Source organism: Neomoorella carbonis, assembly GCF_045278715.1.
In the GTDB taxonomy this organism is placed as follows: Bacteria; Bacillota; DSM-521; order Neomoorellales; family Neomoorellaceae; genus Neomoorella; species Neomoorella carbonis.
In genome coordinates, this window is record NZ_CP136420.1 from 1313966 (window position 1) to 1327502 (window position 13537).

The window sequence follows — 13537 nt, forward strand, 5'->3', positions numbered from 1 at the left end:
TAGTTAAGTGGAGGTAAAATCCTATGGAAGTTGTTGCCCTCATTGGTCCCAGCGGCAGCGGTAAAAGTCACCGCGCCCTGGCAGTTGCCCGAGATTATGCCGCCGAAGCTATAATTGACGACGGCTTGCTTATTCAGGGGAGTCGTATTCTGGCGGGAGTTTCAGCCAAAGAACAACCAACGCGGGTAGGGGCTATTAGAACGGCTCTATTTAGCGATCCTGACCATGCCCGGGAAGTCCGGGAGAGGCTGGCGGCCATTGCTCCCCGGCGCCTTCTGGTCCTCAGCACCTCCCGGGAAATGGCAGAGCGCATTACCAGCCGCCTGCAGCTGCCGCCGCCGTCTATCTGGGTGGATATTACTGAAGTGGCCACGCCGAAAGAAATCGCCCGTGCCCGGCAGATCCGCAGCCAGCTGGGAAAACACGTCATCCCGGCACCCACGGTGGAAGTCAAACCGCGCTTTAACGGGCCTTTCATCGAACCGTTAAAAACTTTTCTGCGCCGGCGCCAGGCACCGCCGGGTAAAAAGAAAAACCTTTGGGTGGAACAGACCACCGTCCGGCCGACTTTTAACTCCCTGGGCCATTTTTATATTGCCCACAGTGCCGTGGCGCAACTGGCGGCTTACCTGGTTACCACTGCCGGCCTGGCCAACCCCCGTGTCCAGGTGGAAAGCAGGAATGGCAATCTGGTCTTAAACCTGGAGGTTGCCGCTCCTTACGGTGTTTACTGGCCTCCCCTTCTGAGGGCGGCGCAAAAAAGGGTTAAATCAATGATTACCAGCATGACGGCCCTGGAAGTGGAGGCTGTCAACATTACGGTCCGCGGCATTAAATTTGCCGGTGACCGGCGTTAGCCGGCTTTTTCCTCCAGGTTCTGGTTTAAAAGGGCCGAGATTTGCTGCAGTTTTTGATGGACGCCGGCATAGTCCTGCCGCGCAAACCCTGCTTCTACCAGGGCCTTGAGCTGCACCAAGATGCGCTGGTAGGTGGCTTCGGCTTCGGCGGCTGCAGCGCCGGCTGCCAGGGTGGCCGGCGAGGCTGCCGGCAGGCTTTCCGCTACCGGCAGGAGCCGGGCGACAGCCAGCCATGACGGGACTTCTGTTGCCAGGCCCAGTTCCGCAGTTACCAGGCTGGCGAACTCCCTGGCTGCTGCTTCTTCCCCGTGGGTTATGAAAACTTTACGTGGGGATCGGGCAAAGGATTTTAGCCATTTTAATAAACCCGCCTGGTCGGCATGGGCGGAAAAGCCGTCAAGGCTGACAATTTCAGCCCGTACGGCAATTTCTTCACCGTGGATGCGTACCCGCTTTTCCCCGTCGAGGAGGCGCCGCCCCAGGGTACCGGCTGCCTGGTAGCCTACCAGGAGGACGGTGCTCTCCGGGCGCCAGAGGTTGTGTTTCAGGTGGTGCTTGATGCGGCCGGCGTCGCACATGCCGCTGGCGGCAATGATGATGGCTCCCCCCTGGATTTTATTGATAGCCAAGGACTCCTCGGCGGTGCGGCTTAAGTGCAGCCCCGGCAGGTAGAAGGGACAGGTGGCGCCGCCATTACTTAACTCTTTGGTTTCCGCGTCAAAATAATCCTGGTGGCGGCAGAAGATCTCGGTGGCCGCCACTGCCAGGGGGCTATCGAGAAAAATTTTGTCTACCTTAATGGCTCCCTGGCGCAGGAGGATATTAAGGGCATAGAGGAGGTCCTGGGTACGCTCTACGGCAAAGGCCGGGATAACCAGGTTGCCTCCCTTTTTCATGGCCTTGTTAATTACTTCTTTGAGACGCTCAATTTTGTCCCCCTGGACGTTATGGTGGCGGTTGCCGTAAGTAGACTCCATGACCAGGTAATCGGTGGACTCAATGGGCGCCGGGTCATTGACAATGGGTTGTCCCGGGTTACCTAAATCGCCGGAAAAGGTAACCTTGACTTCTTGGTCCCCATCGCGCACCCAGATTTCCGCTATCGCTGACCCCAGGATATGACCGGCGTCCTGGAGGCGCAGGCGAAAGCCCGGTAAAATCTCCTTTTCTTCTTGATAATCCAGGGTATGAAAATGCTCCAGGCAGGCAGCCGCCTGGGCGGCGGTATAGATGGGGGTTAAAAGGGGCAGGCCGGCGCGGCTGTTTTTCCGGTTTTTGCGTTCAACTTCCATTTCCTGAATATGGCCGCTGTCCGGCAACAGGACGCCGGCCAGCTCAGCACTGACCGGCGTGGTAAATACCGGTCCCTGGAAACCTTGCAGGTAAAGTTTGGGGATCAGGCCGCAGTGGTCGATGTGGGCATGGGTCAGAACCATGGCATCGATACTGGCCGGATTAAAGGGAAAAGGGCCGTAGTTGCGTTCTTTAACGGCTTTGGAACCCTGGAAAAGCCCGCAGTCAATAAGGAGGCGGTGCCGTCCGTTATCGAGAAGGTAACAGGAGCCTGTTACCGTCCCGGCAGCCCCGTAGAAATGTAAATTGATCATTTTTCCTCTCCCTGTTTTAATTATTTGCCGGTCCCTAATTACCATGCCGCCGATCTTTGTTAGGCGTGGGCCACGGCCCGGTGCTTGAAGGCCAGGCGCCGGGCGACAAAGCGTTCCATGCGGTTCATGGCTTCCGTCAGCTCGGCCAGGGAAGTAGCGTAGGAACAGCGGATAAAGCCTTCCCCGCTGCTGCCGAAGGCCGGGCCGGGGACCACGGCCACCTTTTCTTCTTTCAGGAGTTCTTCGGCAAATTGGGTGGACGTTAAACCCGTAACCTTAATGGATGGGAAAACGTAAAACGCGCCCCGGGGTTCAAAACACTCCAGGCCCATTTCCCGCAGGCGGCTGACGACCAGGCGGCGGCGCCGGTCATACTCGGCCACCATCCGCTCCACATCCTGGCGCCCGTGGCGCAGGGCCTCCAGGGCGGCCATCTGTCCCATCACCGGGGCACAGAGGATGGTATACTGGTGGATCTTGACCATGGCGGCCAGAAAGTCGGGGTGGGCGGCCACATAACCCACCCGCCAGCCGGTCATGGCAAAGGCCTTGGAAAAGCCGCTGACCAGAATAGTTCGTTCCTGCATGCCCGGGAGGGCGGCAAAGGAGCGGGGCGGGCCGTCATAGCGCAGCTCGGCATAGATCTCATCGCTGATCACCAGCAGGTTATATTTCTTCACCAGAGCGGCGATGGCCTGCATTTCGGCATCGTTAAGGACAGCACCGGTGGGATTGTTGGGAAAACACAGGATCAGGACCTTGGTACGGGGTGTGATATGTTTTTCCAGCCGCGCCGCCGTTAGAGCAAATTCCTCCTCCATGGTGGTGGGCACCGTGACGGGAACGCCGCCGGCCATCTGGGTGATGGGCCGGTAGGATACATAACACGGCTCGGGGATCAGGACTTCGTCGCCGGGATTGATGACCGTTCTTAAGGCCAGGTCAACGGCTTCGCTGGCGCCGATGGTGACCATTATTTGCCTCTGGGGATCGTAACTTAAGCCGAAACGTTCCGCCAGGTAGCCGGCTATGGCCTGGCGTAATTCGGGCAGGCCGTAGTTGGAGGTATACATGGTATAACCCCGCTCCAGGGACTGGACGCAGGCTTCCCGGATGTGCCAGGGGGTGACAAAATCCGGTTCTCCCACGCCCAGGGAAATCACCCCCCGGGTGCTGGCTACCAGGTCAAAGAAGCGGCGGATACCAGATGGTGGTAGACTTTTGACCGTGGGATTGATAAAGCGCTGGGCCTCAAAACCGCAAGTAATGGTCATAGTTGCAACACCTGCCTCCGGTCTGCTTCTTGATCCTCGAAAATTACCCCATCCTGTTTATACCTTTTCAGGATAAAATGGGTCACTGTACTCTGGACGTGTTCCAGGGTAGCCAGCTTCTGGGAAACAAAGGTGGCCACCTCCTTGAGACTCTTGCCCTGGACAAGGACGGAAAGGTCATAGCTGCCGGACATCAGGAAAACAGATTTCACTTCCGGGTAACGGTAGATGCGGCCGGCAATCTCGTCAAAGCCCACATCCTGCTGGGGCGTTACCTTGACATCGATCAAGGCCGCCACTTCTTCTGCGCCGGCCTTTTCCCAGTTAATCAGGGTATGGTAGCGTAAAATGATTTTTTCCTGCTCCATGGCGGCTATTTCTTTAGCCACCTGGTCTACCGGCAGGGCCAGCATGATGGCTATTTCTTTCGCATTTAATTTACCGTTGTTTTCCAGAAGCTCGAGTATTTTTTTACGCATGGTTAAACCCCCGTATGATATATGAAAACCTCCCGCCCCACAAAGGGACGGGAGGTTTATTTCCCGCGGTACCACCCTCATTGGTCGTACGACCCTGCTCTGCAGCGCCTTTGTTAAAGCGCCATGGCCGTTAACGGGGCCAATCCGTCCTGCCTTAAGGATAAATTCCTTCCAGCGGCGGCTCCGGGGTGGCTTTCGACAGGTCTGCTACCGGGCTTGCACCCTCCCCGGTTCGCTGGCGAGCAGGGGGCCTGCCTACTCTTCCCTTCACTGCCTTTAAACTTGCTGTAAATTTTAATGTTATTTTAGCACCGGCCCGGCTTTGGTGTCAATAAAAAATTAAGTCAGCTGGCGCCAGCGGGCCTCCCGGCGCAGGCGGCGGGCCAGGTAGACCGGATTGGCCAGTTCATCGGCGGCGACTTTGCGGATGCTTATTCCCTGCTGGCGGCAGTAAAATTCATGGCGCCAATCGTAGTGCGTACCGGCCGGTGCAAAACCCAGCTGCAGGCGGGGCAGGAAAAAGGGAATTTTTCCTCCCCGGGTTTCATAGTTGATGATAAGTTCTTCGTCAGGGTAGGCCTGGAGGAGAGCCAGACGCAGGGTCTCCATGGCCTGACTTAAGGGATCTGCTGCCGTAGTTTGCTCCGGAAAGGGCTTTCCCTCTCCCCCTTCACTGGTGACTGGCAGCGTTTTATCTTCCACGACACTTTCAGGTTTTAGAACCGGTTCCTTTACCGGTTCTTCAGACATATTGCCAGCTGTAGCTTCAAGCGGAGACTGGTCGGTATCTATCTGCCCCGCTTGGGCGGCCGATGATGCCGTATTTGCAACATCCACTGCTTCCCCAGGTGCAGGGGGTACACTTTCTTCAGAGGAAGCTTGTTCCTTTCCCTTTTCTTCCCTGGTCTTTAAGTAACGGGCTATACCCTCGCTGATTATATATTGTATATCCCGGGGAAAGTTGCCAAAGCTCTGCAGGATACGACGGTCGGGTAGACGCTGGGCAACCAGTTGCTCAAGTAAAGCCTGGAGATGCTGCTCCCGTCCTTCCAGGACTTCCAGGAGCAAGTCACCTATGTCCTGAACCATGTTTATACCGCGGGCCAGCTGTTCGGCGCGGGTGGATTCGTCTTTAAGGCTTATGGATATGGCACACTGAACCAGTTCATCGACACGCTGCAGGATTTCGTTTTCCAGCCGGTTATTGCGCAATATCTCCACCTCCTGGCAGCTCTTCCTCCCATCAATATATGCGGGCAGGTTGCGGGAAAGAACTGCAGGGTGGTAAAAAAAAACCGGGTAGCAAACCCGGGGTCAGAATTTATTCCACCTTGGGCCGGGGGTAGAGGCCGGCTTCTTTGACGATGGTGGGGATAATCTCTTCCCACATTACAGCCATAATGTGTACGCCGGCTACCCCTTCAATAGTCTTGAGGTGTTTAATCTGTTCGACACATATGGCCACCCCTTCGGCCCTGGGGTCGGCAGCTTTTTCCATACGGTTGACAATCGCATCGGGAACGATCATCCCCGCCACCGACTGCTGCATATATTTGGCGGCTTTAGCCGACTTCAGGGGCATGACGCCGGCAATGATATAGGCTTTTTTATGCAGGCCCCTTTCCCTGACCAGGGCCATGAAGCGCTCGAAACGCTCCATATCAAATATGCACTGGGTCTGGATGAAGTCGGCGCCGGCGTTGATTTTCTTTTCCAGGCGCAGGACCCGGAACTCAAAGGGATCGGCGAAGGGATTGGCAGCGGCGCCGATGAAAAACCGTGGTTCATTGCCCTTCAGTTCTTCCCCGCAGGCAAATTTTTTTTCGTCCCGGAGATCCTTGACGATTTTAATGAGCTGGATCGAGTCCACGTCGTGGACGTTTTTGGCCGTCGGGTGATTGCCGAAAGACTGGTGATCCCCGGACAGGCAGAGGACGTTGCGCATGCCCAGGCTGTAAGCCCCCAGGAGGTCGCTCTGCAGGGCGATGCGGTTGCGGTCCCGGACCGTCATCTGGATAATAGGCTCGCCCCCTGCCTGGAGGACGTGGACACCGGCAGCAATACTCGAGAGGCGGACAATGGCCGTCTGGTTGTCCGTCAGGTTCATGGCATCCACATAGTCTTTCAGTAGGGAGGCATGTTTTTTAATGCCCTCGGGGTTGGCGTGTTTGGGCGGGCCGATCTCACCGCTGACCACAAAATGACCCTGAGAAAGGAGTTTTTCTAGCCTGCTTTCTGTTTTCATCCCAGCCTCACATCCTCTCGTACCACTTTCCGGGGACCGCCGTCCCGGGATTTGGACCAGTCCTTGGGCGGCTGGATTTCCATGAGATAGTCCAGTTTCCCCAGGGCCCGCATCCGGTCGTAAATAAGCTGCCAGGCACAGGGGGTTTCCGGGTTAACCTCGCACTTGCCATTCTGGGAACCGCCGCAGGGCCCGTTTAAAATGCTCTTGGAGCAGCGGATAATGGGGCATATTCCCCCCGTTTTGTAGAGGATGCACTCGCCGCAGAGGCCGCAGCGTTCTTCCCAGACGCCGTGTTCCACTGTCCCGCCGGCAAACTTGGTGTTCAAGGCCGGCACTACCCACTTGTTATAGCGTTCGGCCAGGAACTGGACGCCCACACCGCATGCCAGGGAGACAATGGCATCGACATCGTCGGTGACATATTTAGCCAGCATTTCCACATACTCCGGATCGCACTGGCGGGTCAGGGTAACCTCCACCGTTTCCAGGGGTTTGCCTTCCTTTTGCCTGAGCATCCGCAAAGCGGCGGCCAGGATCCCGGTTTCCTTTTCACCTCCGGCCAGGCAGACGGTCACGCAGCCGCCGCAGCCGACAAGTAGCACTTTTCCGGCCTCTTGAATCAACCCGGCAACCTCGGCCAGGGGTTTGCCCTCGGCGATAATCATTCCTGCTCACCTGCTTCCGTCGAATTTGCGGCCTGCCGGCCGTCCTCTCCCTGCCTGGAGGGAGCATAACTTTTGTTTAACGGGCTGGGTCCTAATTTGCGGATACGCTCGGTAAACTCCCGGGCAATTTCCGCAAAACGGGGTCCCATGGCCGCCGAGAGGTTGTACATCTCCAGGCGCTCACCGCCGATACCGATCTCGTCCAGGAGTTTTTTCGCCTGCTGGACCCGGCGTTTGGCCCGGAAATTCCCCTTCAGGAAGTGACAATCGCCTTCCATGCAGCCCAGGACATAGACGCCGTCGGCGCCATCCTCAAAGGCTTCCAGCAACACCCGGACGTCGGTTTTACCGGAACAGGGCATTTCAATCACCCGGATGTTGGCCGGGTACTGCAGGCGCAGGGATCCGGCCAGGTCGGCGGCTGAATAGGCGCAATAGAAGCAGCAAAAGGCGATGATTTTGGGTTCAAAGTCGCTCAAGACTACACCTCCCTGAAGAGGCCGGCTACTTTGGCCAGCAGCTGATCATCTTTATAGAACTGGAGCTGGATGGCCTTGGCCGGGCATTCACCGGCGCAGGTGCCGCAGCCCATACACTGGACGGCGTTGATCTCAGCTACATTGCGCTCGTTGATGCGCGGGACGCTGTAGGGGCAGACCCGCACGCAGGTCAGGCAGGCAGCACACTTGTTTGCATCGACCACGGCTACCACGCCGCCCACCATCAGGTTTTCCCGGCTCAGAATGGTACAGGCCCGGGCCACGGCACCTTGGGCCTGGGCAATGGCTTCACTGGCAAATTTGGGCGCATGGCCGGAGCCGCAGAGGAATATCCCGGCCGTAGGGAAGTCAATGGGCGCCAGCTTGGCATGGGTCTCGACATAGAATTTATCTTCGTTTAGAGGCAATTTCAACATGGTGGCCAGTTTTTCCACCCCGTCCGGAGCCACGGCCCCTGTGGCCAGGACCAGTTGGTCGGGCCAGAGGACCAGGTCTTTGCCGGAATCGGGGTCCTTGACTAAAACCTCCAGGAGGCCGATCTCCCGGCGGCGTACCCTGGGCAGCGCCTCCGGCTCATAGGGAATAAAGATGATGCCCTGCTCCCGGGCCTGCCGGTAATAATCTTCCATGAAGGCATAGGTGCGGATGTCCCGGTAAAGGACGTAGATTGAAGCCTCGGGATTGCGGGATTTAATGGCCAGGGCGTTTTTAATGGTCTGGGCGCAGCAGGTGCGGCTGCAGTAGGGACGCTCGGAGTCCCGGGAACCGACGCACTGGATAAAGACCACTTGTTTATTCCTATCGGCATCCCAGTTGCCGTCGGCCAGAGCCTGCTCCAGCTGGGTATTGGTTACGACCCGCTCGTCCTGGCCGAAAAGATAGGCGCTGGTTTTTAACTCCTGGCTACCGGTAGCGACGATTACCACGCCGTGTTCTAATTTAAGGGTACGCCGCAGGTGCTCTTTACCAGGTTCACCCAGGGAAATGGTGGTGGTGAAGTGTCCCTGGTGGCCGCCAAAGTCTTCCAGGCGGGCACCGGTGAACACCTGGATACGGGGATTGGCCTTTACCCTGGCAATCAGGTCTTTTAACAGGGCCTGGAGGTCTTCTCCTTCCAGGGTGACCCGTAAATGCCGTGCCTGCCCACCCAGTTCAGCTTCTCGCTCGACGATAATGGCGTCAAATCCCTGCTCGGCGATATTTAATGCTGCCGTCAAACCGGCGATGCCGCCGCCGATGATCAGGGCCTTCTGAACTACCGGCACCGGTTGCAGGTGCAAGGCTTCATGGCGTTTGACCTTGGCCACGGCCATGCGTACCAGGTCAATAGCTTTTGCAGTGGCGCTGGCCGGTTCGTTGCGGTGCACCCAGGAACACTGGTCGCGAATATTGGCCATTTCAAAGTAGAACTGGTTTAAACCGGCCTCCCTTAAGGCTTCCCGGAAAAGGGGCTGGTGGGTGCGAATGGTACAGGAAGCCACTACCACCCGGTTCAGGTTGTATTCCTGGATGGCGGCTTTAATCTTGTTCAGGGTGTCCTGGGAACAGGTGTAGAGGTTATCTTCAGCATGGACTACGCCAGGTAGTTTGGCAGCAGCCTCTACTACTGCCTTGACGTCGACTACGCCGGCGATATTAATGCCGCAGTGGCAGATAAAGACGCCTACCCGCGGTTCTTCCCGGCTGACGTCCCTTTCCGGCGGGTATTCCTTGGGCGTTACCAGGGTGTTGCGGCCCGAAGCTATGGCGGCACCGGCTATAGAGGCAGCAGCGCTGGCATTGACCACCGTTTCCGGGATGTCCCGGGGACCCTGGAAGACGCCGGCTACATAAACACCCGGCCTGGTAGTGGCCACCGGTTGCAGGGGTAAGGTTCTGGCGAAGCCATAGGGATTAAGCTCAATACCGGCAGCGGCCGCCAGTTTTTCCGCCCCGGCCGGCGGCCTGACACCAACCGCCAGCACAACCATATCAAACTCTTCCCGGATTATCCTGCCGTCGGCATAGTACTGGATGGTAAGGTTTTTGGTCTGCGGATCTTCTTCCACCCGGGAGATCATGGCCCGCACATAACGTACGCCGGCGGCTTTAGCCGCCTCGACGTAGCGGTCGAAGTTTTTACCGTAGGCGCGGATATCCAGGTAGAAGATGGTCGGCTCAATATTAGCATCATGTTCCCGGGCAATAATGGCTTCCTTGGTAGAATACATACAGCAAATGGCCGAACAGTAAGGGCTGCCATCCCTTTCGCAGTCCCGGGAACCGACGCACTGGATGAAGGCCACCTTTTTGGGGGGGCGATGATCGGAAGGCCGTACCACATGGCTTTCCGTGGGGCCGGTGGCGCTGAGCAGCCGCTCAAACTCCAGGCTGGTCACCACATTGGCATAATAACCGTAACCGTATTCGCCGGCCAGGGCGGCATCAAAGAGTTCATAGCCGGGGGCCAGCACAAGGGAACCAACCTTGAGTTCCATCACCTTTTCCTGCTGCCAGTGCTCCACGGCCTTCTTTTTACAAACAGCTTCACACTGGAGACATTCCGAGCAGATGCCGCAGTTCAGGCAGCGTTTGGCCTCCTCGATGGCTTCTTCCGGGGTAAAGCCCTGGTAGACTTCGCGGAAATCCTGGATGCGCTCTGCTACCGGCGCCATGGCCTGGATTTTGCGCCGGCCGGGGAAGGGTATAACATTGGGCGGCGGGTCCAGCTTGGGTTCCTTTGCCAGGGAACGGCCGGCAGCCAGGTCTTCACCCTCGAGGTAGCGTTTCACGGATTCCGCTGCTTCGTGGCCGCTGGCTACGGCTTCCACTACCGAGGCAGGCCCCCGGACGATATCGCCGCAGGCAAAGATGCCGGGTACGCTGGTAGCCAGAGTCAGGGGATCGGCGGCAATAAGGCCGCGACTGGTGGCTATGTTACCGTGTTCGCCTAAGAAAGAAAGATCGGCAACCTGGCCGATGGCCAGAATAACGGTATCGGCAGCCAGGGTTTGGTTAACTTCGGGATTATACTGGGGATTAAAACGGCCTTGTTCATCGAAAACCCGTGTACACTGCATTAGTTCAATACCCGTGACCCGGCCGCCTTCGCCGAGGAAACGTTTGGGGCCCCAGGAAGGATGGATGATAACGCCTTCTTCCAGGGCTTCTTCGACTTCCCATGGATGGGCCGGCATCTCATTCCGGGATTCCAGGCAGGCCAGGTGAACTTCCTTAGCCCCCAGGCGCAGGGCCGTCCGGGCCACGTCGATGGCCACATTACCGCCGCCGATGACGACAACCCTTGCCCCTACTTCGGGCCGGCCGCCCAGGGCGGTTTCCCGCAAGAAAGCTACCCCCGGTAGAATACCCTTTAAATCGGCACCCTCAAGCTTAAGCATGCGGCTCTGCTGCAGGCCGGTGGCGATGATAATGGCGTTGTACTGCTTTTGCAGTTCCGCCAGGGTAATATCTTTGCCGACAACGGTATTGGGTACAAACTTAATCCCCAAAGCAAGGATGCGCCCGGTTTCCCGGTCGACTACCTCCATGGGGAGGCGGTACCGGGGAATGCCCCCCCGCAACATGCCGCCGGGCTGGTTCATAGCATCATAAATGGTAACCTGGTAGCCTGCCAGGGCCAGGTCCTGGGCGGCCGTAAGTCCGGCCGGTCCGGCGCCGATGATGGCTATTTTTTCCTGCCTGGCGGGAAGCTCCGGCCTCTGTTCCTGCTCCCGGGCGGCTTCAGCTTCCCAGCCGTAGTCATAGGCTGCCCTTTTCAGAGTCGCGATGGCAATGGGGTCGTCAAACTGCCCCCGGTTACACTCGGTTTCGCAGGGGTGGTGACAGATGCGGCCGCAGATGCCGGCAAAGGGCATACGGCGATGGATTACTTCCAGAGCCTCAGCAAATTTACCCTGGGAGATCAGGGCCACATAACCCTGGGCATTGGTACCAGCCGGGCAGGTGCTGCGGCAGGGAGGTATACCCCTTTTGGTAATCAGGTATTTATTGGGCACCGCCTGGGGGAACATCTTGTGGATGGCCTTCCGGCTGCCCATATTCTGATTGTACTCATTGGGTACCGATACCGGACAAACCTGCTCGCAGTCGCCGCAGGCAGTACATTCCTCGATATTAACATAGCGGGGTTTTTGACGGATCTGGACGGTAAAATTACCCTTTTCCCCTTCTACCTTTTCCAGGGAGGCGCAAGTATACAGGCGGATGTTGGGATGGTTAAGGGTATCTGTCATCCGGGGACCCAGCAAGCACATGGCACATTCGTTGGTGGGGAAGGTTTTGTCCAGCTGGGCCATACGACCGCCGATGGAAGAACTTTCTGTCACCAGGTGTACCAGGTAGCCTGCATTAGCCAGGTCAAGGGCCGATTGCATACCGGCAATACCGCCGCCGAGGACCAGGACCGCACCTACGGTCAGGACATTTTCCTGCTTTTCCTTCATGGCGTCTCACAACCTTTCTGCTAGGAGGCTACCAACAAGCCCTGCTGCCGTAAAAGGGGCAGGGGATCGACTAAATGTTTCTTCATCCAGGGAGCGGCATTCAGACCCAGGACCAGGCCGATGATTTCCGTGATGAAAAAGACTGGTAGCGGCTCGGCACCGGCCGGCTGGCGGCTGTCCAGGTTGGTCTGGCACAGGGGACAGGCCGTTACAATGGCTACCGCTCCGGCACGGCGGGCGGCAGCTACGATTTTTCCTACCAGTTGCTCCACAAGTTGCGGCTGGGGAATGGCGAGACTGGCTCCGCAACACTCGTTTTTATGGGTCCAGGCTACCGGAGTGGCTCCACACCAGGCTAATAGCCGGTCCATCAGCTGGGGTTGTTCGGGATTGGCCTCAAAACTGGCTACTTTCGGTGGCCGGGTCAGCAGGCAGCCGTAGTAGGACGCCAGGGGGATGCCGGCCAGGCTTTTCTGCCCACGTCCCTGGAGTTGCGCCTGGATGCGGGCATCGGCCAGCATGTCGACGACGTGACGCACCCGCACTTCTCCCCGGTATTCCCGTCCCAGGATTTGACCTGCCTGCCGGTTGAGCTGCCGGGCTTCCTGGCTGCCGCCGGCCATAAAGGTTTGGGCTGCTTTTAAGGAGTTATAACAGGCGGCGCAGGGGACCAGCAGATCGTTACCGGCAGCCTCGGCCAGGATCAGGTTATGCAGCGGTAAGGCATGGCTCAGGTAATTGCTGAGGGAATGGCCGGAGGTGGCGCCGCAACAGCACCAGTCTTCCAGTTCCTGCAACTCCACTCCCAGGGCTTTAAATACGGCTTCGGTGGAGGCGGAATATTCGGCCGCCGTAGCGTGCAGGGAACAGCCGGGGTAATAACTCAATTTCATGCCTGTCCCCCCTTTTCCCCTTGCCACAAGGCCCGGAAGCGAGCTTTATTTTTAAGCCTTTCGGGTAAAAGCCGCAGTTTACCGCGGCGGAACATGTTCAGCCCCAGGGGAACATCCTGGAAGTAGGTACCTGTCTTCATTTTGAAGGCGATGATCATCCCCAGTTCATGGACCCGACCCCTGCTTTTAACCGAAGCCAGGAAGGCCTGGTGGAAAGCAGCCACTTCCGGCAGGGCCGGCCGGACGCCTTTAGCCAGGGCCCGTTGCTTCAAAGCGTCATTGATGGCGGCAATGTCGATGCCGTTGGGACAGCGGGATACACAGGTACGGCAGCAAGCACATTGCCAGATAGTTTTGCTTTTTAAAAGTTCTTCTTCCAGACCTAGCTGGACAAAACGTACTACCTGGTGGGGCATCAGGTCCATGGCCATGGTTACCGGACAGCCGGCAGTGCATTTATGACACTGGTAACAGCGGCTGACAGGTTGACCCGATTGCCTGGTCACGGCAGCAACAAGCTGGTGGGAAGGTATAATTTGTTGCTCAGCCAATCCCCTTCCTCCTTTCTA

At 57.6% G+C, this 13537-nt stretch carries 11 protein-coding genes and 1 other annotated feature; of the genes, 1 reads left to right on the plus strand and 10 read right to left on the minus strand.

Annotated features, from left to right (window positions below; translation table 11 throughout):
• Nucleotides 1–23 precede the first annotated feature (23 nt).
• Nucleotides 24–857, plus strand: a complete 834-nt coding sequence (locus MCACP_RS06790; RefSeq protein WP_406678577.1) for an Asp23/Gls24 family envelope stress response protein — start codon at nt 24–26, stop codon at nt 855–857.
• On the opposite strand, the gene MCACP_RS06795 is transcribed toward MCACP_RS06790, so the two are convergent.
• From MCACP_RS06795 to MCACP_RS06840, 10 genes are all read right to left on the minus strand, one after another.
• Nucleotides 854–2464, minus strand: a complete 1611-nt coding sequence (locus tag MCACP_RS06795) for an MBL fold metallo-hydrolase RNA specificity domain-containing protein (protein ID WP_406678578.1) — start codon at nt 2462–2464, stop codon at nt 854–856. The genes MCACP_RS06790 and MCACP_RS06795 overlap by 4 nt on opposite strands.
• 59 nt (nt 2465–2523) lie before the next feature.
• Complete coding sequence (locus MCACP_RS06800; RefSeq protein ID WP_406678579.1) at nt 2524–3738, minus strand: aminotransferase class I/II-fold pyridoxal phosphate-dependent enzyme; 1215 nt, start codon at nt 3736–3738, stop codon at nt 2524–2526.
• The gene (locus MCACP_RS06805) at nt 3735–4217 is read right to left on the minus strand and encodes an Lrp/AsnC family transcriptional regulator (RefSeq protein WP_406678580.1); all 483 of its coding nucleotides are present in this window, start codon (nt 4215–4217) and stop codon (nt 3735–3737) included. Before MCACP_RS06805 ends, MCACP_RS06800 begins: the two co-directional genes overlap by 4 nt.
• A 40-nt stretch (nt 4218–4257) precedes the next feature.
• Nucleotides 4258–4497: a binding site (T-box leader), on the minus strand.
• Nucleotides 4498–4556: 59 nt separating this feature from the next.
• Entirely contained in the window at nt 4557–5429 is an 873-nt protein-coding gene (locus MCACP_RS06810; protein WP_406678581.1) for a hypothetical protein, read from the minus strand.
• A gap of 109 nt (nt 5430–5538) precedes the next feature.
• Complete coding sequence (locus tag MCACP_RS06815; RefSeq protein ID WP_406678582.1) at nt 5539–6462, minus strand: methylenetetrahydrofolate reductase; 924 nt, start codon at nt 6460–6462, stop codon at nt 5539–5541.
• A complete protein-coding gene (locus MCACP_RS06820; protein ID WP_406678583.1) occupies nt 6459–7130 on the minus strand; it encodes a methylenetetrahydrofolate reductase C-terminal domain-containing protein in 672 nt (223 codons plus the stop codon). Before MCACP_RS06820 ends, MCACP_RS06815 begins: the two co-directional genes overlap by 4 nt.
• Entirely contained in the window at nt 7127–7609 is a 483-nt protein-coding gene (locus tag MCACP_RS06825) for a hydrogenase iron-sulfur subunit (RefSeq protein WP_406678584.1), read from the minus strand. The genes MCACP_RS06820 and MCACP_RS06825 overlap by 4 nt, the downstream gene beginning before the upstream one ends.
• 2 nt (nt 7610–7611) lie before the next feature.
• Nucleotides 7612–12075 (minus strand): FAD-dependent oxidoreductase, encoded by a 4464-nt coding sequence (locus tag MCACP_RS06830; protein ID WP_406678585.1) that lies wholly within the window; start codon nt 12073–12075, stop codon nt 7612–7614.
• A 20-nt stretch (nt 12076–12095) separates the two neighbouring features.
• Nucleotides 12096–12968 carry a CoB--CoM heterodisulfide reductase iron-sulfur subunit B family protein gene (locus MCACP_RS06835; protein WP_406678586.1) on the minus strand — a complete coding sequence of 291 codons (873 nt, stop codon included), beginning with the start codon at nt 12966–12968 and terminating at the stop codon, nt 12096–12098.
• Complete coding sequence (locus tag MCACP_RS06840) at nt 12965–13519, minus strand: 4Fe-4S dicluster domain-containing protein (protein WP_406678587.1); 555 nt, start codon at nt 13517–13519, stop codon at nt 12965–12967. Before MCACP_RS06840 ends, MCACP_RS06835 begins: the two co-directional genes overlap by 4 nt.
• Between the last annotated feature and the right edge of the window lie 18 nt (nt 13520–13537).